We start from the raw sequence: 22411 nt of genomic DNA on the forward strand, positions 1-22411 counted from the left end.
CGATCTGCTCAAAACGCAGATCAAAAGCTCCCCCAAAAACCGTCAATCAAATCGTCAAAAGCCTGAAATCACGAGCCAGGCGCATCAACCAACGGTTCTTCGATCCCTCCACCTTGAACCCAAGACGGGAGGCCAGCATCTGGCATTTGGGATCATCGACTTCCGGATGTCCGGAGACGAGCCCTCCGCCATGGATATAGATCATGGCGGGCGCGTCCGGTCGGTCCTTCTCGGGGGAATAGACCAGAACCCGGACATCCGGCGCATTGGCGGGACCGGGAACATATTCCTCCCGCGTCACAACACCCGGCAAAGGCCGGCCTTCGATCAGACGTACAGAGGTGAGAAAGACTTCGCGGACTTCAGGCAATGAACGTCCGGACAGGCCGTCGAACGACGGCATTTTTGCAAGGATGGGTAAAAATTCCGGATTAACGACGGATTTGGGCATAATGAAATATCTCCCTGAGACAGGTGGCAGGCCTCATATGCCTGCGCTGTCCGTAGTGAACGCCAAACAACGCTCGGGAGTCCGTGATCAGTATCAATATATATGGCGCATATGTTCAATATGACAGATAGAACGAGTGTATTTTTATTTGTGAATGTATCTCATGTAATATATGTATGATCCGATTTATAAATGAACTTCATACATAATATCTGGATCTGAAGATCCTATCGAAACGATAGAGAGAAAATGAGTGACGATGGTTCATCATATCACTCACTTTTCTCTCATTCCGCAGTCCATAGAGACACTGTTGAATACAGATCATCAGCGTCCCCTGAAACGATCATGAATTTTCTATGACTGGGAGTTCAGAACAGCAGAAGAAAGGGCCGACGTGCTGCTATCGGTCGGCACCATGGTGACAGCATGATGATTGCTGGCCTGAGTGATGTCCGTTGCCGCGTAGGTCGTAGCCGTTGTGGGAAGAGTGCTGGTTCCCGACAAAGTGCTCGTTGACAGTCCGGCCGCCTGTGACAACGCATGCAGGACCAGTGAACTGGAAGCCATCGAAGTGAGCGCGGGCGTGGAGGTTGCGGTGGACGCCTGCGTCAGAAGCGCACTGGTTGCGGCGACAGGCTGCGTGCCCGTATCGGCGGCACTGCTGATGAATGTGGGTGATGTCTGTTCAGTGGATGTCGTGCTGCTGGTTGTGGCCGCCTGAGTGTCATGATGATGTTTGTGGTGGTGCTTATGGTGGTGATGTTTGTGATGACGCCGCCTGTCATGACTGGTGTCCTGCTGACCTTTCTTGAAAGCGTAATAATCGGCGTCAACGGTGGTGGCGTTACCCGCCGCGAATTCCGGCATCGCAAGCCCGCTCAGATCGGTCATGGTGTCGGAAGACGAGGACCACTCATAACCCTTGGTGTTTATGGTCGCATCGCGTACCGCGTGCCACATGTCTTCCTTGTCGTAAGAACCATGCGTGACCGTGTCGCCTGCGCCACCGACCGTTCCACCACTGCCGCTGAATGTTACGGTTGAGTTGATGGCTTTCACATAATCATCGGTACCATTGACGACGATGGTGTCCCCTGTGCCCGCAAGAATGGTCTCATTGCTGCCATTGATCGTGACCGTGACGTTATTCCCGATCCGGATGCCTTCATTATTGCCTGAGAGAGTAATATTCGTCAGGTCATTGGCCACATACACCATGTTCCGCTTGAACAGCGGACTGTCCGCCAGCACAGACGCACCCGAAACATCTTTCACCGTGACGTTGGAAGCCGCGACAAGAACGTTATCGTATTCGGGAGCGGTGCTGGACGCCGTATCGGTGTAAAGATTGATCGTGGCGCCCGCATTCGTGGCGTTCACGGTGCCATAGGTGCCATAGACATTCGCGGAAGCGCCCGTTCCGAGGACAATCCTGTCGCCACTGGAAACACCCAGCACGCTTTCATTCGTTCCCGCCACCTGCACGGAATTGCCACCGCCTGACAGGGTGGTCTGACTGCTGTCCTGTGTCAGATCGATATCGGACATGCTCTACCTCGCGTTACAATATCATAACAAAATATTTCGACCCGATCTTAGCGACATTGCGTTACGGCTGCCAGTCCGGTTCAGGAAAGGTTCTGATTCAAACGTATTTTTCTATATTTGGAACTGTCCGGCAGTATTTCGGACAATGAACAGAAACCTGATTTTTTCACGCCGGAAAAAGAATGAACGCCACTTTGTAACAGAAACTTTCACTATCGATACAAGCCATCCGTCAATTTTTTCCGACATGCATCTTCTCTTTCAACAAGGCGTTGAAAAGACATTCCTCACGCAGGGACAATGCCACCATGAATGCAAAGCCCACCCTCGTTCAAAAAGTGGAAAGCGCTATCAGGGAATGCGCATTGACGCCCTCAGGAGAAACACCTGAAGCCGTCTCCGCTTCCGTCGCGATTGCCGTCTGCCGCTATCTGGATGTGTCGTCCTCCGACATTCCCGAAACGGTGCTCAACGCTCTCAAGGGTGTCGGCCCGAATGATGGAGAGGCCGGATAGAGCGACGATCATCCTTTCCAAAAGGTCCTGAATACGGTGGCGACGCCACACAGCGCCTTATCACTCATCTGATCGCAGCATCCGAGCCGCATGCCCAACTGGCGGGCATCCTGTAGCGATGTATCCTTGCCTTCCCTCGCGGTAATCCCCACCTTGCGGAAACACACATCACGCGGGGAGAGGACCACCGAATGGACGAGATCTATCTCGACAATGCGGCCAGCACGCCCTGCGACCCGCGTGTACTGGCGTATATGACACCTCTCTTCACGCAGGAATTCGCCAACCCGCATAGCGATACGCACGCGCCCGGCCACCGCGCGGCGGACATGGTGGAGAGCGCGCGACGCGATGTGGCGGCGCTGATCGGCGCGGACAGCCGCGAGATCGTCTTCACCTCCGGGGCGACAGAAGCCAACAACCTCGCCATCAAAGGAACCGCGCGCTTCCGGGCGCGTCAGGGCGATGAACGCAAACGGGTCGTCACCCTCGCCACCGAGCATAAATGCGTCCTTGAAAGTGTGCGGAATCTGGCGCGGGAAGGGTTCGACCCTGTGGTGCTGGGAGTGGACCGTAATGGTCTGGTGAACCCCGACGAACTGCGCGAAGCCTTGCAGGTGCCCACGGCGCTCGTCAGCATCATGGCGGCCAATAACGAGACCGGTGTTTTGCAGGATCTGCGCACGCTCGGGCGCATCGTCAAAGACGCGGGGGCGTTGTTCCATTCCGACCTCGCGCAAGCGGCAGGCAAGGTGGCGCTGGATGTAGGGGCGCTGGATCTCGATCTGGCGTCCCTCACCGCGCACAAGATGTACGGTCCCAAAGGTGTCGGCGCGCTGTTCGTGCGTCGTCGCCCGCGCGTGCGGCTGGAGCCTCTGTTTTCCGGCGGTGGACAGGAACGGGGGTTGCGTTCGGGCACGCTGCCCTCGGCCCTCATCGCGGGGTTCGGCATGGCGGCGCGTATTGCGCGTGAAGAGGGTGAAAAAGACGCACGGCATCTGGCGCGGCTGGCGGAAACGCTGTGCGCGCAATTGGTGCAGCGACAGGTAGCGTTCACGCTCAACGCCAAGGATGCGCCACGCCTGCCGGGCGTGTTGAATCTGCGGCTGCTCGGTGTTCCAGCACTGGCGGTAATGAAAGAGGCGCCCGAACTGGCGCTTTCGGTTGGCTCGGCCTGTTCCTCGGCAGAACTGGCGGCCTCCTCAGTGCTGACGGCCATGGGACTGAGCGCCGTGGAGGCCGCCGAAAGCTTGCGTCTCTCGCCCGGACGCTTTACCACCCCCGCCGATATTGTGCGTGCGGCGGGCCTTCTGGCCCAAGCGGCGCAGCGGGTCCGGGCACAGGCGCCGGCCCGCGAGACAGCCTGAGCGGGAAGCCCGAAATGACCAACATGATCTTTGTCGAGCCCGATGGTACGGAACGCACGGTCGATGCGCCGGTGGGTCTGTCCGTCCTTGAGATCGCCCACAAGCACGGCGTCGATCTCGAAGGCGCGTGCGAAGGTTCGCTGGCCTGCGCCACCTGTCATGTCATCGTCGATCCGTCCTGGGCGCCCAAACTGACCCCGCCCACGGACGATGAGGAAGACATGCTCGACCTCGCCTTTGGGCTGGAGGCGACGTCACGCCTTGGCTGTCAGATCATCATGACCGAAGCACTGGACGGACTGAAGGTCCGTCTTCCACGCAAGAGCTAAAGCCGGGGTGGGTCACGCCGCCCGGCCGGGAGGAGCAACATCATGCGCATTCTCGTAGCCATGTCCGGCGGCGTGGACAGTTCCGTGGTCGCCGCAAAACTGGTGGAAGAGGGGCACGAGGTCATCGGGGCCACGCTCCAGCTTTATGACACGCGCGGCGCGGCCAAGAAGGGCGCGTGCTGCGCGGGGCGCGACATTCAGGACGCCCGCGAAGTGTGTGAGCGACTGGGCATCCCGCATTACGTCATCGATGCCGAGCAGCGGTTCCGCGAGAGCGTGATCGACCGCTTCGCCGCCTCCTATGCTGAAGGTGAGACGCCCGTTCCGTGCGTGGCCTGCAATCAGGGCGTCAAGTTCACCGATCTTCTGGGCCTTGCCCGTGACATCGGGGCCGACGCCATGGCCACGGGGCATTATGTGCGCCGTGTGGAAGGACCGGAGGGAACCGAGATGCATCGCCCTGTCGATGCCTCTCGTGACCAGAGCTGGTTCCTCTTCGCCACCACGCGCGAGCAGTTGGACTATCTCCGCTTTCCTCTTGGTGAGATGTCCGACAAGGAGGCTGTCCGCGCCGAGGCCGAGCGTTTCGGACTGCTGGTGGCGGACAAGCCGGACAGTCAGGATCTGTGCTTCGTGCCCAACGGCTCCTATGCCGAACTGGTGGAAACGCTTCGCCCCGAAATGCGTGGCGAGGGCGAGATCGTGGACCGCGAGGGACGCGTGCTGGGCCACCATGAAGGGGTGACGCGCTTCACGGTCGGGCAGACGCGCCGACTGGGCAACGCCGCCCAGATCGGTGGCGAGCGGCAGATGGTGGTGGACATCGAACCCGCCATGCGGCGCATCGTCGTCGGTCCCCGCGAACGCGCCAAAGTGACGGTCTGCCGTCTGCGCGACATGAACTGGCTCATCACGCCGCCTGACGTGGCCAGCGGAGACGCCGTGCGCTGCCGCGTGCAGTTGCGCGCACGTGAGGAACCACGACTGGCGTCCGTGCGTTCTCTGGCGTCAGGAGAAGCGGAGGTCGTGCTGGACGAGGCCGCCCTGCCCGCCCCCGGTCAGGCCTGCGTTCTGTATGACGGATCGCGCGTGCTGGGCGGCGGGGTGATCTGCCGGAGTTGAAGAAAGAGGACTCCTGCGGTCCGTTCTCGACGCCATCCGTTCTCCCAGCTACACTTTCCTTTCAGTGCCCTGACCTTAGAGCGTGGTGATGCCGACGATGACGCAGACCTCTTCGCCCAGCCCTTCCTCTTTGCAGGATCTCCCCACGCGCATCCTTATCGTGGAAGACGATCCGGGAATGAGAACGCTCCTGAGTCGCACCCTTCAGTCCGATGGCTACCGCATCCGCGCCGTGCCGGACGCAAAGCACATGTGGGACGCACTGAAGACGGACCCGGCCGATCTCATCATTCTCGATGTCATGATGCCGGGCATGAACGGGCTGGATCTGTGCCGTACACTCCGTCAGGGCGGCATACGCGGAGAAGTGGAGGACGAATCCTTCACGCATGTTCCCATCATCATGGTCTCCGCGCGCGGCGAGGAACTCGATCGCGTGCTCGGGCTTGAACTGGGCGCCGATGATTATGTGGCCAAACCCTTCGGCCAGAAAGAACTGCTGGCCCGTGTGCGGGCCGTGCTCCGGCGGGGACAGTCCGCGCTGGCTACGCCGCCGGCCGGACGCACACGACGCGAGATCATCAACTTCGCGGGCTGGTCGCTCGACCTCCGGCGTCGCGAACTCACCGATCCCACCGGCGCCATCGTGGACATTTCGGGGGCCGAGCACGATCTGCTGGTCAGTTTCCTCGACCATCCCCAGCGTGTCATCGGGCGTGACCGGCTGCTCGAACTCTCGCGCACCCGTCTGGGCGATGTGTCGGACCGCTCTATCGACGTTCTGGTCAGCCGCCTGCGCCGCAAGCTCGGAACGGAAGCGGACAACCTGATCCGCACCGTGCGCGGACAGGGCTACATCTTCACAGCGCCCATCGAGCGCGTGTGATCGTCAATGCCGGAAACGGACGGCAGGTGGTGGGGCAGGGCAGGGAACGGCTCATCCGGCTCTGGCCGCGCGGGCTGGTCGGGCGCGTCATGCTGGTGCTGCTTGCCTCCATCGGCATGGTGTTCGTCGCCAGTTGGACGCTCTACCAGCACGCTGAAGCCGTCATTGAGGACACGGATCGCTTCGACCTGATTGGAGAACGACTGGCGACGGATGTCCGCGTCATCGACGGGGCCGCGCCCACGACGCGGCCTGTGCTGGCCACCATGCTGTCCACGGGCGATCTTCAGATCATCTGGAAACCGGCCGACGCGGAACTCGACACCCATCCGGAGCCGAAGGGGCTGGCGCAGTTGCACCAGCAGCTTGTCAACGCCAACCCGACACTCGCCCAGACGCACCTTCAGCTTCATCCCGGCGGCCCGGGTCGCTGGACCGATATCAGCGGCACGCTGCATCTCTCCGATGGCAGCCTGATCGGTTTCACAGCACCTGACATCCTGCGCAGCCACCTCGTCACACGCGGAGTGGCGACAGCGGCCATTGTGGCACTGGCCGTCCTTTTCGTGGCTCTGATGCTGGTTCGCGCGCTCAGCCTTCCCCTGCGCGCCCTCGTGACCGTGGCGGACACGGTCGGCGCGGGGGAATGGGAGCCTCTGGCGGAAAAGGGACCGGGCGAAGTCCGACGACTGGCGCACGCCATCAACGCCATGCAGGGCCGTATCGCGCATCTGATCGATGACCGGACGGAAGCGCTGGCCGCTGTCTCGCACGATCTGCGCACGCCGCTGGCGCGGTTGCGACTGCGGGCCGGTTTCCTGACCGACGAGGAAGCACGGGATTCCATCGAAGCCGATATCGACGAGATGGAAGCGATGGTCGATGGTGTTCTGGCCTATCTCTCGGGTGAAAAAGCGCGCGAAGCCTGCCGTACCCTCGATCTGGCAACACTCCTCTCCACCATCGCCGACGACGCCACAGACCGGGGCGGGGACGTCACGTATGAAGGGCCGGACCGTCTCTCGGTTGTCCTGCCGCCACTGGCCACAAAACGGGTGTTCACCAATCTGGTGGAAAACGCGCTGCATTACGCGGGCTCCGCCGTCATCCGCCTGACCCCAAAGGCGGAAAGCGTGATGATCGATGTGGAGGACAACGGCCCCGGCATTCCCGAGAATGAGATGCCACGTATTACAAACGCCTTTCACCGACTTGAACTTTCGCGTTCACGGCGCACGGGTGGGCTGGGGCTGGGTCTTGCCATCGTCAAGCGTGAGGTCGAACGCGCCAATGGCGTACTGGAACTCTCCAACCGCCCCGAAGGCGGTCTGCGCGCGCGGGTGGTACTGCCACGCGGCTGACATTCTTGCATGGTATTGAAGACATCATCTGCCGCACAGTGTGCCTTGGGGCTGCATTGCCAGCCAACGCGGACTGTGCAAGATCACGAAACCTGTGACGCCAATGGCTTCACCCCCGTCTTCCAGCCCCCTTCCACAGTTCCGGAAAGGAAGGAACCGCGATGAACGACATCCGTCCGCCCTTTCCCGATCCGGACAACGCTCTTGCCGATGGGCTGGTCTGGGCCATTCGCCTTCTGCCCGGCGAACCGCCGGAGAAACTGGAAAGCGATGAAATCGTCCGCGCTCTGGCAGGAGATCCTCCCGCCAAGGGTGGCTGGGTCTGGCTGCATTTCGACATCGTGCACACACGCTCACGCGCGCAGGTGGAGGCCATCCCCTGCCTGACGGAAGATGCACAACAGACGCTGACCAACACCGACAAGGGTGCCCGGCTGGAAGCCGAAGGGGATCTTGTCTATGGCGCGCTGCCCGCCTTCGACGATGCAGCCTCGGAAGATGACCGGGATGTGTGCATCTGGCGCTTTGCGATGCTGCCCACGCTGCTGGTGACGACACGCCGCCACCCCATTCCAGCGCTTGGCGTGGTGTATCGCGAAATCCAGCGCAGACAGGTACCGGACAATCCGGCTGGCCTCGTGGACCGCGCTCTTCTGGAATTTGCCGATACGGCCCGGCGAACCATGTCGCGGCTGGACGATCAGCTCGATCGCGCCGAAGACGTGCTGCTGCTGCTGGATCGTGACACGGATCTGGGCCGGATGGGCGGCATGTTGGGTCAGGTGCGTCGTCGCTCAACGGAACTGCGGCGCGTGATCTCGCCTGTAAACCGTATCTTTCAGGACGAAGAACTGGAACTGCCCGAATGGGCGGAAGATGATCTGCGCGACCGCTCGGAACGTCAGATCCATGGCGCACTGGACGATCTTCTCGCTCTTCAGGATCGGGCACGCTCGCTGCAGGACGAGCTGACATCCAATCAGGCGGAAGAGACCAACCGACGCCTCTACATCGTCTCGGTTGGAACGACGATGATGCTGCCAGCAACCTTTGTGACCGGCTTTTTCGGCATGAATACAGGCGGCATGTTTCTGGCGGCCGGCCAATGGGGCACGATCGAGGCTGGCGGATTGTGCTTCCTCATCATGGTAGGGACATGGTTTCTGCTGAAAATGACGAAACTCCTCTGACCTCATCTCTTCCCGGCGGAAATTGCCGACGAGGACAGCTAGACGTGCTTTCCGGGTGCGGTGGCCATGTGGGCTGCGCACACAATTTCGGGGAGCATTCTTTCGTCAATGGACGTGACCAGCGCCATCACTTTCATTCTTCAACTGATTCCATCGTCCGAGCTTGCCACGGCAACGGCCATCGTATCGTTCATCATCGCCAGTTGTGCGTTGGCCGTGCGGTTCTGGAAGCCCCCGACTTCCACCTCACGCTGGGCCGGGTTTTACCGAATCGTCAGCGCTCTGGCACAGGCACGGGGATGGAACGCCAACACTTTTCCGGTCGATCGCAAACCTTCGGAAGGTCAGGACTCATCACCTGCCCCGCCAGCATCGGACGCAAAAGGCAGCGACATAAAGGAGACACACGGATCGTAGACTGAACATATCATGAACAAGAAATTGCGAACATTTACGACAATATCAGTCTGAAAAGAAAGAAGGCTCTTTCCAAACCTTGCGGGATGGAAAGAGCCTTTTTCTGTCACGCCCTCATGAATGGAGGAACAACCAATCAGTCGTCCTGATCGTCGTGCTCGGGATGATCGATCTGGTGAATCTGATCCATCAGAGCCTTGATCTTGTCCTGCCGATCCTTGGCTTCCGTCAGCTGCTTGGTCGTCAGGAGATCGTGGATCTTTACAGCCGTGTCGATACGCGCGGCTTCTTCCTTCGCGTGCAGGGCAGACTGCTGCTGCACCAGACTGTCGAGCTGACTGCGATCGATCTTTCCCGGTGTCATGAGTTGGTTTGCGATCTGATCGTGCAGGGTACGTTCCTGAGTGTGAAGGGCCTTGCCGCTTTCATGCCCTTCCTTGAAGATTTTCTTCAGCGATGTTTTCTGCTCAGCCGTCAGATCAACTCCATGCAACATGGGGAAACCATGCGAACCGCCGCACATCGGCGGCGGAGGCGGGTTCCCCGGTGCCGCGATGGCATTGCCTGATGCCACAGCACCAAACGCAAGCATGGTCATGGGAATCATAGCAAGAAAGCTGCGCTTCATATTATCCTGTCCTTGTATTGAGCGACGAGGATGAGACCTCATCACTGTCTGCTCTCAACATCACCATCCATTCATGGCAGGAAAACTGCAACATTGCTACGAAATGTAAGACTTATGCACTCTATGATGTAAGTTTTATTACAAATTAGAAAGGCTTAACGATCACCATGATGACAATGACAATCATCAAAAGCGTCGGAACTTCGTTCATCATTCGGTAAAATCGCTCGGAATGAACATTTGCATCACGCGCGAAAGCTGAGCGCCATTTTGCGCAGCCGCCATGAAAGGCAAACATTCCGACAAGGCAAAGAAGTTTCACATGCCACCAGCCAGAGTGCCAGTTGATGACGCCCGGCAGAGCAGCCAGAAGCTCGCCGAAAAACAGCGAAGACAGCATGGCCGGCGTCATGATCGCGCGCAGAAGTCGGCGCTCCATGATCTTGAATCGCTCACTCTCCGGTGAGCCTGCCGCCACCTGACAATGATAGACGAACAGCCGTGGCAGATAGAACATCGCCGCCATCCAGGCGATGACCGAAATAACGTGAAACGCCTTGATCCAAGGATACCACGGCAAAAGCGCCATCATCATGAGGGCAGACGCCCCTGCGCTTGAAGAGCTTTCTTCAACAGGGGCGCAAACTCGGAAAGGTGGCTGATGCGCACCAGTCCGGGCCATTCGGGAGCCGGTTCATGCGCCGGGCGAAAAAGCACACACGTCATACCCGCAAGCAGGGCCGCCCGGGCACCGGTATCGCTGTCTTCCAGCACGACGCACTGTTCAGGCAGCACTCCTTCTTCGGCCGCAGCATGGAGATAGACATCGGGCGCGGGTTTGGGCGTCTGCATGTCTGCGGCCGAATGGATGCGTCCCACCAGCCGATCGGCCAGACCGGTAGGGGTAAACTTTGCCTCCATTTCCAGCATGGAGGAATTCGATCCGACACGCATGGGCAGACCCAGCCGATCTATGGCCTCAAGCATGTCATGCACACCGTCGATCACTTCGACCGAGGATCGAAAGGCCTCCACAAACCGATCACGCAGATTGATGGCCCAGTTATCGGGCAATCGATGGCTTGTGTGAGCTTCGATTTCTTTCTTGATCTCGACAAGAGCCTTACCACCGAATGTGGCGACAGCGTCCCTCTCCGGCACGTCATAACCAGCTTCACGCGCTGCCTGTGCCACGAGGCGGCAACTCGTGCCTTCGCTGTCGATGAGCACACCATCGCAGTCGAAAATGACGAGCCGCAAGGAACCCTGCGCGGAAAGTGCTGATACCATCAACCAATAGTCCGGATTGTGTTCACGAGATCGCCCACATGCTCAGTCGGTGTCTCAGGCAGAACGCCATGGCCAAGATTGAAAACATGCGCACGGCCTCTCATGGAATCACGAATGGCAAGCGCTTCCCTGCGCATGGGCTCTCCTCCCGCAAGGACGGAGATCGGATCGAGATTTCCCTGAAGCACCAGATCCGGACGCACCTGTTCCGCCACAATGGCCAGAGACGATCCCGTGTCGAGCGCCATGGCGTCCACACCCGTCTCACGGGCATATTCAGGTGCCATCACGCCCGCCAGTCGGGGAAACCCGATTACAGGCACATTCGGGTGACGGTTTTTCAGATAAGTGACGATCTGGCGCGTGGGGGCGATGACATGCCGTCGAAACTCGTTGGGCGGCAGAAGGCCGGACCATGAGTCAAACAGCATGATCGCCTGCGCCCCGGCATCCACCTGGGCCGAGAGCATCTGAGCCGTGCTTTCCGTGAGCGTGGCCATAAGCCGATCGAACAGCGCGGGATCACGATACGCCATCAGGCGCGTCTGGGCGAACTCCTTTGAGCCCCCACCCTCGACCATGTAGCACCCGACGGTGAAGGGAGCGCCGGCAAAACCGATCAGCGTCACGGTTTCCGCCGCAGCTGCCCCGACCGGCTCCTTCAATGCCTTTCGCAGACGACGCAGGGTCTCCATCACGGGTTCGGTGCGTTCGGCCACTCTTTGCGGATCGAGCCGCGTAAGATCGGCTTCACTGCGGATCGGTGTGAGAACAGGGCCGCGTTTTTCGATGAATTCGAGGGATTGGCCCATGGCCCATGGGAGGACGAGAATGTCCGAAAACAGGATGGCGCCGTCCATTGCAAAGCGCCGGACGGGCTGGAGCGTGATTTCGGTGGCCATATCCGGCGTCATGCAGCGCGTCATGAAGTCGGCCTTGGCGCGGAGGGCGCGGAATTCGGGCAGAAAGCGGCCCGCCTGACGCATAAGCCACACTGGAGGCGGCCAGGTGGTCTCGCCCCTGAGCGTGCGAAGGAGCCGTCTGCATTCGTCCGTCCCGTGCGTTGTGGTCACCGTGTGTCCTGCCATTCCTGCCTTGAGTGATCGTCATCATCTCTAACGAATAAAGAAAGATAAGGAAATGATGAGAAGGTACTTGGGCCTGTGGATGACGGGGTACCCATCTTTCCGAAAAAGTACCCCGCTTTTCCCCCGATGTGTACAGATTTCAGGTATCTGGAAAGGCAGGGTTTTTTCGGGTTATCCAGAAATCCTCCGCAGGGGGGCTGTGTACAATTCACAGTTTCTGAAGATGTACCTTCTGTCCACGGTACTCGGTACTTCAGGCGGAGGATGTCCGTACCATCCCCATGTACCCCAGGGCGGTACAAGGTACTGGATATGGTACTCACAGAAGTACCAACGGGTGCTGATTCTGAGAGCGCCCATACGTACAGGCGCGTGTGAAGAGGACGAAAGAATGGCCGACTCGAATTCTTTGCTTTCAGAAGTACCGGAGTCGTCTTTGCTTGCATCTGGAGTGCGGCTGATTCTGGCCAGCGGTTCGGTCGCCCGGCAGGCGCTGCTGAAAGCAAGCGGCCTGCCTTTTGCGGTCTGTCCGGCGCAGGTGGAGGAAGGTCCGGTTCGCGATCACGGAAAAGCTAGTAGGCAGAGCGCGCAGACCGTGGCGCTGGAACTCGCGCAGGCCAAGGCTCTTGCCGTGAGCGGAGATCATCCCGGTGCTCTGGTGATCGGTGCCGACCAGATGCTGTCCTGTGACGGCGTATGGTTCGAAAAGCCTCTTACCTATGCGGCGGCGCGTGGACAGCTTGTGGCTCTGAGAGGACGGACGCATCATCTGCACAGCGCGGTGGTCCTGTGCCGGGATGGGCATATCCTGTGGCGACATGTCTCGACCCCCACCCTGACCATGCGGCATTTTTCCGATGCTGTGATGGAGACATGCCTCGCGGCCGATGGTGGAGCATGTCTGCACTGTGTGGGCAGCTATCGGCTGGAAGGACCGGGGATCCAGTTCTTCGAGCGGATCGAAGGCACGCACGACGCCCTTCTTGGGCTGCCCATGCTGCCGCTTCTGGCGGCTTTGCGGGACATGGAGATGCTGCGGAAATAATTCCAGCCGATTGGCAGGAAAGGCTTGTCAGGTGTCATCGAGCGGGTTATATGCCCTTCCACTTCAACGAGAGTCGTATGGCTTGCGTTGTGGGGGGCCATAGCTCAGTTGGGAGAGCGCCTGAATGGCATTCAGGAGGTCGTCGGTTCGATCCCGATTGGCTCCACCAGTTCCTACCTACAATTTTTCAAAATCTGTGCGTTGAACTGGTGACGGAAATAAAGCTTCCGGACTCAATCCGGACTCTTTCAAAAATCCTGCTCGCTGCTGTGGTGAACCATGGGGCCGCATTGATTGACGTTGCCGCTTAGGCAGGCGTCCAGTTCCGCTTGTCAACCTACTGGCGAACGCGTGCCGGTTGGCGGCATCAATCCAATCACTCATCGTTGCATCTCATCGGCCAGCAGATCCGCACACTGAGCGAACGACAACAACAACAACACCAAGCCATTTTTTCTTTGCTCAAAAAGTTTCTCTAACCGGGCGCGAATTGACCCCCGACAGGCGGCCTTCCCAGGAAGGACCCATGACTTTTCCCTCTGGTGCACCCTCCTGAGATATGCGTTTTACGCATGTGTTTCCGCACTGCGCCTTCCCCTCTTTCTCTGCATTGTTCGAAAAAAGGTGTAACAGGTGTAACGGTGTAACCATGCACCATAACAATATGAAAACAGGTAGTGTTTTCGGTTACACCTTTAGGGATTGGTGGTTACACCTTTTGAAAAGGTGTAACCGTTCAATAGGTGGAAATGGCAGAAAACTGCTATTCGTAAAATTATCGTCCGTCGAGAGCAGAAGTTATCCACAAGCGGAACGTCATTTTTCGGCGTGTTTTGTTATGCGTATAACGCATAACTTAGAGCATTTCACGTCCGAAGTGTCGAAAAAACGGGAAGGAAACCATCGCGCTGCCCGCGCGCACCGGACACATTTTTGAGAGCTTTGCCATGGTAAAATGGGAGCAGCACCGCGACGGCCCAGACAGCGATGTCGGACGAATGGCTTACATGGTTTCCGCGTGCATACGGCCGCCCAAAGAGAGAGGGCCGCCACACTGTGACGACCCTCCCGAGGCTGACTGGAAAGAGGCACGAGGCTCAGTCCCCATCGCCCGCGTCCGATCCGAGGATCGTCGGCCTTATCTGATAGGCCCGCACCTTTTTTAGACCAGGCGGACTGATGACCCCTGCCATTTTTTTATCAGGACCGGGGACGAGAAAGCCCCGATCGACCAGCACCCGCTTGGCGTCACGGGCATTCAGTCCGTTCAGGGCTTCATTCATGCCGTCAGCGGTCAGAAAGAACGTCCAGCCCATCTTTCCATCATCGAGCTTTTCCCATCGCTTCCAGCCGGCACGCATCTGGGTCCGGAACCGTTCGCCCGGCGGTTCGGCATCGCTCTCACTCTGAGGAATTTCCGCCCCCTTGCGATCCACCCATCGCTCAAAGCGGCCTTCGCCATTCTTCGCGATGAAATCACGCAATTGTTCGATAGCCTGCTCATCCTCACGGCGACCGGTCGTGCCACGCATCTGGAGCCAATCATTGAAACACAGCCGCACCAGTTCCCGCGCCGTGTCATCATCCCACGCGGTCAGACCGAAGCCGGTCGCCAGTTCTCCGCCCAAGGCAACAATGGCGAAACGCCGCGCGACCGAACGCACCTGCCCAGACGCCTGTGGCCAGTTCTGCAGATATAGCGTGGTCAGTTCCACAACACGGGACCGCAATGCCTCGCGGACAGACACACTGCCCTCTTTTGCGATCCGATCCGTCAGAAGACGCAGAAAGAGACGGAACGGCGTACCGTAGAGGTGGCCGGTCTGTTCCCGCAGATATTCCGCCAGCTCTCCCGGCTCATCGGCATGGTGCAACTGTTCGAACAGACCATGCCCGGCGCCGCCATCGGCAGGCACATCGACAAACCGCACTTCCTGTCCGGCCTTGGTCGCCCGTCCGCCTTCACGGTTCAGATCCGCAAGCGTCCGCTCACCCGTGCTTAGAAAAAGCACTTTCCAACGTGAGACAGCCCGCGCTCCGCCTGTCCGGTTGGCTCGCGCCTTACCGCTACCGTTGGCCAGCATGTAGGCCGTATCACCGGCTTCGCGTGGATCGAGCTGCCCCAGCTCATCGAGACACAGCAAACTGTCACAGGACGCCAGCGCCACGGATTCCAGCGCGTTGCCAGTCGCACGCCATGACCGCACATAGCCTTCAGCGCCCGCCTGCGGTGTCCCGCCAACGACAGAGGCCGCAACACGGAGTGCGGTGCTCTTGCCCAGCCTGGACGCGCCCACCAGCGAAAAGCCACCGCCATCTTCACCGAGGATTGTCAGCAGACACGAGGCAAAAGCGGCAGAAGCCGCCAGCACAAGACGGGAATTGCCACGACAGACGACACCGATTTTATGCCGCCATTCTTCAGCCGTGCCGGACACGCCGAACAGATCTGGCTCCGGTGATTCCTGTTGCAGGACAACACGCTCATCAGAACGCCCAAAAGCCTCGGTCGGCAGCACGTAGACAGAACCATTGCGGAATTCATGCCAGCCGATCCGCGCCACGCTACGCGCCCGCTCCGAACTGGAAATCATGGCCATCCATTCGCTGAAAGCATTTTTCGCCGCCGGACCCGACGCCAGCGTCAGACCGCCATTCGCCAGACGGCTTCGCAATTCTCCGCAGTCTCCGGAAAACATGGCTCGTGCAAAGGCTTCTTCATGACGGACACCGTCACGATCGGTCCAGCCGAACAACAGTCCCCATCCATTGCCTTCCGCGTCGCGTGTTTCGGCCAGGCACTCAATTGGCCCGCAGACGAAAGTATCCGGCTTGTCATCACCATTTTTTCGCCACAGGCCGGATGCATCCATCCTGAAACGACGCGACACACCAGGAGGCGGACGGCTACCTTCTGCTTCGGGTGACTGATTCTCGGCAGCACCCGGAAACGTCACGACTTCAGCGCTTTCGATTCCGGCGCGAACGCCTTTACGACCCTTCGTCGATTTCTTGTCTGTCATGTTCTTCCCGGATGACATCGTTCCAGTCCCGGCCTTCTGTTTCCGGCATGGCGACGCGCACGACGCGGCCCTGCCTGATGAATTCCTGAATGGCGGCGTTCAGAGCTTTGCGGGCGCTTTCGTTGCCCGTGTCATTGTCCGCTGCGATTGTGATTTCTTTGATTGCATCAGGAAGTTTTAGAGACTTCATGTTGCTTAAGGAGACAGCGCAAAGAACACGCCGTTTCGGGCAGGCCAGCGCCACGGAAAGACCGGTCTCGATCCCTTCCGCAACAATGACGCTTTCGTCTTCTTCCGCCATGCCCAGGCTTTTTCCGGAGGCACCCCGCCAGAGACGGATACAGCCACCGGCAAAAGAGCCCAGGACTTTCTTGGGTGCCTGTAGGTCAGCCTTGGTCCACTCACCGGAGGCCGTCTGTGCCAGCCATGTCCGATGGACTGCCACCAGTTTGCCCGAGGGTCCGCAGATGGCCGCCAGCATCGCAGGCAACGGACGCCGGACCTCGCCACACCAGACCGTCGGATGAAACCGCAGACTGCCCGGCTGACGTCCCATCTCCCGGAGGTCGATCCCGCGTCCGGCAAGGTATGTTTCGACCGGCGTGCCAGCGATACCCGCAGGCGCTTCGTGCCAGAGCTGGCGAGCCTTGGCCCGGCGCTTCTGCTCGTCCTGGTCCAGTTCCACACTATTCACTTTTGCGGATACGCTCCGTCGCACGGTTTCCGGCACCGGGCCATCACCCAGACCAAGCCAGCGTCTCGCCCAGTCCATTGCGTCACGTCGGTTGCCAGCGAACAGGCACGAGGCCACCAGATCGAGGGCGTCACCCCGTTCACCGGACGAGAAATCAGCCCAAACGCCCCGACGCGTCCCGGTCAGACGCACGGCGAGACTCTGCCCTTTCTCGCCCGCCAAGGATCCGCAACGCCACTCGACGCCCTCACGATGGCCGTGCGGGAGCAGTTCCAGCGTCAGCGGGATGATCCGCTCTGCTAGTAGCTGCGAGAGGGTTCTGGCGTCAGATCCGCGCACAGTCCATGTCCCTGGCGATAACCGCACCGTCTTCATCAAGAAGGGCGCGACCGGCACAGAGTTCCTGCACCGCATGATCCATAATCCGGGCGTCTGAAAGAATGTTCGACCAGGGCAGCGCGTCCAGCCATTCCAGTGTCGCATCAGATCCCGCATCGCTCTGGAGGACCCGACGAAACTGGATCAGGCCAGCTTCTACAGACCATTGCGGATCCTCGAGGCTTTCATTGCTCCGCGCGTCAACAATGGTGTCATAGCCACTCAGAAACGCACCCAGCGCAGCTTCACGGCGTGCAAAACCTGCCAGCGCGATAATATCTGGCGCCGGATCAAGAAGCCCGGCAGCAGCCATCATCGCCTGGAAAGCATCATCGCTTTGCTCGGATCCCTGATAGTCACGAGACCGCAGCATGAGATCGAGGAGATGATTGAGCGCCGTCGCATTGCCGAACTGCGAGAAACCACCCCAGAGCAGACAGGATGATGCAGGAACTGCACTCATGCTTCCTCTCCGGGCAGATGAACGGTGGCGTCGGAGGTGGAGCGCACCGAGCGGGCAGCAACCCACTGCTGGAGTGCCTGAACCGAATATCCGACCTTCCGTCCTGTGAGTTGCACGTAAGGCGGTCCATCGCCGCGTAGTCGCATCTTTTGCAGTGTGCGTGGCGCCAGTGCGATCACGTCAGCCGCCGCTGACTCTGACAGAACAAGTGGGGGCAACTGTTGTTTGCTCATTGGAACTTTCCTGCGCTTCCCAACAACCGGAGCGTCGTGGGGCGCATGAAGAAGTGAACCCACTTCGTGCGACTGAACGCGAAAAATTGCGGACGAAGATTTTTTTTTCTGATCGGGCGCAACGGCAATCATGTCGCGCCTCCGGAGCTGTCGAATTTGGGTGACTGGCAATGAAACCTCCCTTGCCATGAGGCACGCTGGCGGCGGGGATTGCCGTAGGTGCATGGCTGGGGATGACTGGGGCAGAAACGAAAATGGGGGGTCGAGATGGGAGGAAATAGGAGGGCCATAAATCGCCTCCCATTTATTTATTTTTCTTTGGTGGAGCGCCTCGGCCACGGAGAGTTATGCCGCGTTTTTCGGCGTTTTTCCGAAGAGGGCCCTTCATCTCTTCATCATAATGGTTACGGCTTAAATTCGGCCTCAGCTCCTGCATGAAAGCAAATCTGGCGTCATGGGTCAGGCCCTCTTCACCCGCATCATGACGTCGCCGGTCTTCATCCAAAGCCAGTTCAATCAACTGATCGTCTGAAATCTGAAATTTAGGTGGCGCGGTTTCTTGTGGTGTTTCGGAGGTCTCGGCGTCAGGTGCCGGGCTATTCTGTATAGTGCTTACGGTCGGTGGCACGTTGCTCGGAGCAGAAACCTGTCTGACTTGAAACATCGTCAAAAGACGCTTGCGTTCCACCCCCCGCCCACTGTCATCAGGAAGACAGACCCATGCTCCGGGAAATTGTTCTGTAAATTCCCGCTCACCATGCCATCGGAATCGCATGTTGCGCCATGCCAATGGGACGATACTCTGGACCGAGCCATCAGGTATGATCCGCTCGACTTGCCATTCGTTGTCCGCCAGCCGTTTCTTCACGGCAGCATCAATCGCGCTCCACGCTTTTTGGAAACGATCAACAATGGCGTTCCTTTTGGCCGCGTCCACCGTGAAGATCATGCGGACAGGAGACGGAGGCACATTCGAACCATGTTGGCGGGCCTGTTCAGCAATCCGGGCGTCCCGCACCTGTCGGGCAATCGCGCTTACGCCACCGTAAGAAGCAGCATCCGCAATCGCGGCTTTAATTTCTTCCTTCCGATCGGAGGGAACGAGTTCCAGAAATGCCTCATCCAGTGTCACCCAGTCGCCACGCTTCAAGTGCGCCTTGATGCTTTCATCAGTCATTACAGCCGCCCCACGCCAGCCATCCCCACGCGCAAGAGCTGATGGCGCGGCGGGCCAGACGTGGGGTTCCGGCGTTCGGCGGCCAAACCTAGCCGCGCCGTCTGGCAGCATCATGCACAAAGCAGGAACAGGCAAGGTCTGCCCCATCACGGGGCGAATGGCGGAAATCATGCGTGACCTCCCATCAGAGCCCGCACACCATCACGCGTTGCCAGCGCTTCATTGAAGAAAACAGGATCAATCACACGCTTCAGGTCGCGCTCCGCCTCCCGAAGAAGGGTCGGAAGTGTCCCAATAAGCGCCACGTAAGCCGAACGAAGTCTGCCTTGATCGACATCATCCGAACAGATGACAGATTGCAGGAAGTCGAGTGCAACTCCTACCTGAGCACCTACGTCAGAGATGGTTTCACATTGTGCGAAAGGAACCAACTCGGCGAGCGCGTTACCCAACTGATTGGCAACTTCTTCCTTTTGATTGGCCGCGATTTTCTCTTTTCCTTTTGTTTCGATCGAACGCTCCTGAGCAGCACTAGCATCATCGAACGCCGTGGTACGTCGACAGGCCAGTTCATAAGCATGAAAAGCGCTGGAAACTTCCGGAGATCGCGCAGAGCAATCTTCTCCGCCGATCAGATCGCGGCACAGGGCAAAAGCCGCATAGCCTTCCCGGTCAGGAGGCATCGATCCGTCTTCTGCGGTGTTGAGCGTCGTCATGACCAGCCGCGCCTTCATCCGAAGTCCTGCCAACGTGTAGACAGGCAAGCTAATCGCCTTTGACCTCAGATTGTCTGCTGTTCTGCTAAGCCGCTCCTGTTCAGCACAAATTTCATCTGGAATTTCGATAACATCGGCCCATTCGTCAGCAAGTGCGTAAAATGCCTCCCAAGCTTTAAGGGTGCGATTCATCAGTTCGAGCGATTCCGTATCGTCAGCCTCCGGACGGGACGCAGCAGCGAGATCGGGAGCAGCGTAAGAACGCGGAGGATTGCCCAGCATAAAGATGGCATCACGGCCTGCGGCGTATTCGGACCAAGCTGTAGGGCAGTCCGATGATGGTAGGCTCATGCCTGTCCACACTGCGAAAGCCACTTGCCGGGAGAACCATCCATCCCATGTGACTGGCGTGATTTGGGCCATAGCGCGAACACCAGAACAAGTCTCATCAAACAGGTCGGTAGCTTCAGGAGGATCGTTATCAGTGCCCTCCACCAGCGCCCACGCCCTCAGTTCCTTGGCGGTCACCTCGCGGGCCTGCTGGATCAGCGCGTGATCCGCCGCGTTGAGTGCATGGGTGCGGATAGGGAATGCCTGGGCAAGATTAATCTTGCTTTCATGCGTCGTGGATGTGTTGGTTTGATCGTTCATGCCACCAACGCCTCCATGATCGTGGCTGAACGAGCATCAAGTTCCTTCCCGAGAAAACGCAATGCCATTCTCTCAGCCAAGTCATCCCGCAGTTCCTGCGGCACGTCACTCAGGAGGCTCACAAGGAAGCTCAGGGATGCGACATCGTCAGCCGCCTGAGCAATCGTAACGTCACGCTTTGAACGACTCATCGGACAGTCTCCACAGCATACGCGTGGCCAGACGTGACCGGATCAGGTGAACCGAGCCCGAACACGGACAGAGCGATCAGGAAAGGGACGATCAGCGCCGTCAGAATGCTGGCGCGTGTGTCTGCCCGCATGGGCGCGGGTGTGCTATGGGCGTTCTCAGCCATTGCCGAAAGTATCCTTCGGTTGTGGTTAGGCTGGAAAGGGAAGGTCGAAGCTCCCATTCCGGCCGCAATATGGATTGCTCTATAATCGCAACACAGTTAACATTGCTTTGCAAGAGAAAATCGCAACAGGGTTAATGTTTTGCTCCCAGTTCAATGTAAGATGGCGCGGGTAGCGGTAGATTGGGGCGTCAGAGACTTGGCTGCGAAGTCTCGCGTCTCGACGAACACAATTGCCCGCTTTGAGCGTGGCGATCCCTTAAAGGAATCGACGGTATCCGCGATCCGCGCCGCCCTTGAAGCCGCAGGTGTGGAGTTCATCGCGGAGAATGGTGGCGGAGCCGGTGTGCGGTTGAGGCAAGAGCCTCAATAAGTGACCGTTCCTACAACAAAATCCCAGTGCGCCGCCTTGCGATTAGGCCCGCTCGACGTATCCCTGGTGAACCGAACACTGGGAACCGAATTAGAGCCGGGAGACCTATACCTGAGCAGACAGGCCCATTGGCATATAGCTAAGGATCACGCGGAGGACTACGCAGCGTGCATGGCGGCCCTTCGTCGCATTGGTCAGTCACCTGGACTGATTGGACAGGCTCCCAAGCATGCGGACAATTTTGAGCTTGTCATCCGCTTCCGATCAAATCGCTCGGAATGTGACTACGTCCTGATTGCCGTGGGCCTCGAACAAGATCAAGATGGACTATATCGAGTGAAATCGGCCTACCGCTTACATAGAGACAACCGTTACAAAACGGCGAGCCACCGGTCATCTTTGTCTTCCAAAACCCACATAAAAAAAGACCGGTCGAGCCGGTCTTTTTTTGTCCGGGCGGGATGCAATCCCCGATCTCTTGGGTCAAACCCGAGCCCCCTGCTATAGGCTTCAGTCTGACTTAGTTACCCTTCCACAAAGTGGATTGGTGCGTGAGGTAGCCGTTCTCACCTCACCGGACACGCTACATATGGGTGACCGGGCGCAGCGCGTCAAGTGACAACTAAATGAACGGAATCTTAATTTCGGAACAGCGTAACATAGCTACTGCCCGGGCTTTCAATTAGCCGCACCGTCACGAAACAAACTATGTAGTAAGATGTACAAAGTCGAAATGATTTTTATTGATACCTGATTACACTGAAATTTTTATCAAAACCAAGCTTTCTCTCTATGTGTCCTTGGAATGGGAGCTAAGCGATTACCATTTGTTCTCTTGAATAACTAGTTTATTTAGCATACGAGCCGCAAACTGTTTTAGAAACCAAAAGGGGCCGCAATGCCTGATGATTCGTTGCTGGCGAGGGTTCTGCCCGGGGCGCTGCCCTTTAATGAGCAAAACATAAATGACACGTACCGTGGACAAATTGCTTATGCAGACGTGGAGGGATCGAAGAACCCTTGATTGATGTGCTTGGCCGGTAATTTCTGGGTTTTGGCGATTTGATTGACGGTTTTTGCGATGGCGTCCAGTCTGCGTTTTGAGCAGATT

General features: G+C 58.4%; 23 protein-coding genes, 1 tRNA gene and 1 pseudogene. 11 read left to right on the forward strand and 14 right to left on the reverse strand.

Features of this window, described 5'->3' with window-relative positions; all coding sequences use genetic code 11:
• Positions 1-109 precede the first annotated feature (109 nt).
• A pseudogene (locus GOB87_RS13460) lies at positions 110-451 on the reverse strand (alpha/beta hydrolase); the annotation flags it as partial.
• A gap of 357 nt (positions 452-808) precedes the next feature.
• Positions 809-2002, reverse strand: coding sequence for a hypothetical protein (locus tag GOB87_RS13465; protein WP_166317808.1), 1194 nt, complete (start codon positions 2000-2002; stop codon positions 809-811).
• A gap of 308 nt (positions 2003-2310) precedes the next feature.
• Between GOB87_RS13465 and GOB87_RS13470 the strand changes: the two genes are divergently transcribed.
• From GOB87_RS13470 to GOB87_RS13505, 8 genes are all read left to right on the forward strand, one after another.
• The gene (locus GOB87_RS13470; protein ID WP_166317811.1) at positions 2311-2517 is read left to right on the forward strand and encodes a hypothetical protein; all 207 of its coding nucleotides are present in this window, start codon (positions 2311-2313) and stop codon (positions 2515-2517) included.
• 191 nt (positions 2518-2708) lie between these two features.
• Positions 2709-3884 (forward strand): cysteine desulfurase family protein, encoded by a 1176-nt coding sequence (locus tag GOB87_RS13475; protein ID WP_166317814.1) that lies wholly within the window; start codon positions 2709-2711, stop codon positions 3882-3884.
• Between the two features lie 14 nt (positions 3885-3898).
• Positions 3899-4213 (forward strand): ferredoxin family 2Fe-2S iron-sulfur cluster binding protein, encoded by a 315-nt coding sequence (locus GOB87_RS13480; protein ID WP_194303360.1) that lies wholly within the window; start codon positions 3899-3901, stop codon positions 4211-4213.
• A 42-nt stretch (positions 4214-4255) separates the two neighbouring features.
• Positions 4256-5335: a tRNA 2-thiouridine(34) synthase MnmA gene (mnmA, locus tag GOB87_RS13485; RefSeq protein ID WP_166317817.1), complete on the forward strand. Its 1080-nt coding sequence runs from the start codon at positions 4256-4258 to the stop codon at positions 5333-5335.
• A 97-nt stretch (positions 5336-5432) separates the two neighbouring features.
• Positions 5433-6221, forward strand: coding sequence for a response regulator (locus GOB87_RS13490; protein ID WP_166317820.1), 789 nt, complete (start codon positions 5433-5435; stop codon positions 6219-6221).
• Between the two features lie 89 nt (positions 6222-6310).
• On the forward strand, positions 6311-7582 hold the full coding sequence (locus tag GOB87_RS13495; RefSeq protein WP_166317868.1) for an ATP-binding protein: 1272 nt from the start codon (positions 6311-6313) through the stop codon (positions 7580-7582).
• Positions 7583-7743: 161 nt separating this feature from the next.
• Positions 7744-8772: a CorA family divalent cation transporter gene (locus GOB87_RS13500; RefSeq protein WP_166317823.1), complete on the forward strand. Its 1029-nt coding sequence runs from the start codon at positions 7744-7746 to the stop codon at positions 8770-8772.
• A gap of 108 nt (positions 8773-8880) precedes the next feature.
• A complete protein-coding gene (locus GOB87_RS13505; RefSeq protein ID WP_166317826.1) occupies positions 8881-9189 on the forward strand; it encodes a hypothetical protein in 309 nt (102 codons plus the stop codon).
• A 136-nt stretch (positions 9190-9325) separates the two neighbouring features.
• On the opposite strand, the gene GOB87_RS13510 is transcribed toward GOB87_RS13505, so the two are convergent.
• From GOB87_RS13510 to hemE, 4 genes are all read right to left on the reverse strand, one after another.
• A complete protein-coding gene (locus GOB87_RS13510; RefSeq protein ID WP_242006436.1) occupies positions 9326-9817 on the reverse strand; it encodes a Spy/CpxP family protein refolding chaperone in 492 nt (163 codons plus the stop codon).
• Between the two features lie 145 nt (positions 9818-9962).
• Complete coding sequence (gene hemJ, locus GOB87_RS13515) at positions 9963-10412, reverse strand: protoporphyrinogen oxidase HemJ (protein WP_166317829.1); 450 nt, start codon at positions 10410-10412, stop codon at positions 9963-9965.
• On the reverse strand, positions 10409-11107 hold the full coding sequence (locus tag GOB87_RS13520; protein ID WP_166317832.1) for an HAD family hydrolase: 699 nt from the start codon (positions 11105-11107) through the stop codon (positions 10409-10411). The genes hemJ and GOB87_RS13520 overlap by 4 nt, the downstream gene beginning before the upstream one ends.
• Positions 11107-12195 (reverse strand): uroporphyrinogen decarboxylase, encoded by a 1089-nt coding sequence (gene hemE / locus GOB87_RS13525; RefSeq protein ID WP_166317835.1) that lies wholly within the window; start codon positions 12193-12195, stop codon positions 11107-11109. Before hemE ends, GOB87_RS13520 begins: the two co-directional genes overlap by 1 nt.
• Positions 12196-12631: 436 nt before the next feature.
• Here hemE and GOB87_RS13530 point away from each other — a divergent pair, with 436 nt between their 5' ends.
• Positions 12632-13240 carry a Maf family protein gene (locus tag GOB87_RS13530; RefSeq protein WP_242006437.1) on the forward strand — a complete coding sequence of 203 codons (609 nt, stop codon included), beginning with the start codon at positions 12632-12634 and terminating at the stop codon, positions 13238-13240.
• A gap of 93 nt (positions 13241-13333) precedes the next feature.
• Positions 13334-13409 (forward strand) — tRNA-Ala (locus tag GOB87_RS13535).
• Positions 13410-14337: 928 nt separating this feature from the next.
• On the opposite strand, the gene GOB87_RS13540 is transcribed toward GOB87_RS13535, so the two are convergent.
• The 8 genes from GOB87_RS13540 to GOB87_RS13575 all read right to left on the reverse strand — a co-directional run bounded on the left by GOB87_RS13540 (position 14338) and on the right by GOB87_RS13575 (position 20930).
• Complete coding sequence (locus GOB87_RS13540) at positions 14338-16281, reverse strand: DUF927 domain-containing protein (protein ID WP_166317839.1); 1944 nt, start codon at positions 16279-16281, stop codon at positions 14338-14340.
• Positions 16232-17296 carry a DUF7146 domain-containing protein gene (locus tag GOB87_RS13545; RefSeq protein WP_373320739.1) on the reverse strand — a complete coding sequence of 355 codons (1065 nt, stop codon included), beginning with the start codon at positions 17294-17296 and terminating at the stop codon, positions 16232-16234. Before GOB87_RS13545 ends, GOB87_RS13540 begins: the two co-directional genes overlap by 50 nt.
• Positions 17283-17798, reverse strand: coding sequence for a hypothetical protein (locus GOB87_RS13550; RefSeq protein ID WP_166317845.1), 516 nt, complete (start codon positions 17796-17798; stop codon positions 17283-17285). The genes GOB87_RS13545 and GOB87_RS13550 overlap by 14 nt, the downstream gene beginning before the upstream one ends.
• Complete coding sequence (locus GOB87_RS13555; RefSeq protein WP_166317848.1) at positions 17795-18031, reverse strand: hypothetical protein; 237 nt, start codon at positions 18029-18031, stop codon at positions 17795-17797. The genes GOB87_RS13550 and GOB87_RS13555 overlap by 4 nt, the downstream gene beginning before the upstream one ends.
• Before the next feature lie 304 nt (positions 18032-18335).
• Complete coding sequence (locus GOB87_RS13560) at positions 18336-19379, reverse strand: hypothetical protein (protein WP_166317851.1); 1044 nt, start codon at positions 19377-19379, stop codon at positions 18336-18338.
• A complete protein-coding gene (locus GOB87_RS13565; protein WP_166317854.1) occupies positions 19376-20575 on the reverse strand; it encodes a hypothetical protein in 1200 nt (399 codons plus the stop codon). The genes GOB87_RS13560 and GOB87_RS13565 overlap by 4 nt, the downstream gene beginning before the upstream one ends.
• The gene (locus GOB87_RS13570) at positions 20572-20766 is read right to left on the reverse strand and encodes a hypothetical protein (RefSeq protein WP_166317857.1); all 195 of its coding nucleotides are present in this window, start codon (positions 20764-20766) and stop codon (positions 20572-20574) included. Before GOB87_RS13570 ends, GOB87_RS13565 begins: the two co-directional genes overlap by 4 nt.
• The gene (locus GOB87_RS13575) at positions 20763-20930 is read right to left on the reverse strand and encodes a hypothetical protein (protein ID WP_166317860.1); all 168 of its coding nucleotides are present in this window, start codon (positions 20928-20930) and stop codon (positions 20763-20765) included. Before GOB87_RS13575 ends, GOB87_RS13570 begins: the two co-directional genes overlap by 4 nt.
• Before the next feature lie 160 nt (positions 20931-21090).
• Here GOB87_RS13575 and GOB87_RS13580 point away from each other — a divergent pair, with 160 nt between their 5' ends.
• Positions 21091-21300: a helix-turn-helix domain-containing protein gene (locus tag GOB87_RS13580; RefSeq protein WP_166317862.1), complete on the forward strand. Its 210-nt coding sequence runs from the start codon at positions 21091-21093 to the stop codon at positions 21298-21300.
• Positions 21301-22411 lie beyond the last annotated feature (1111 nt).

Origin of the sequence: Acetobacter estunensis (assembly GCF_011516945.1) — a bacterium.
GTDB classification, from domain to species: domain Bacteria; phylum Pseudomonadota; class Alphaproteobacteria; order Acetobacterales; family Acetobacteraceae; genus Acetobacter; species Acetobacter estunensis.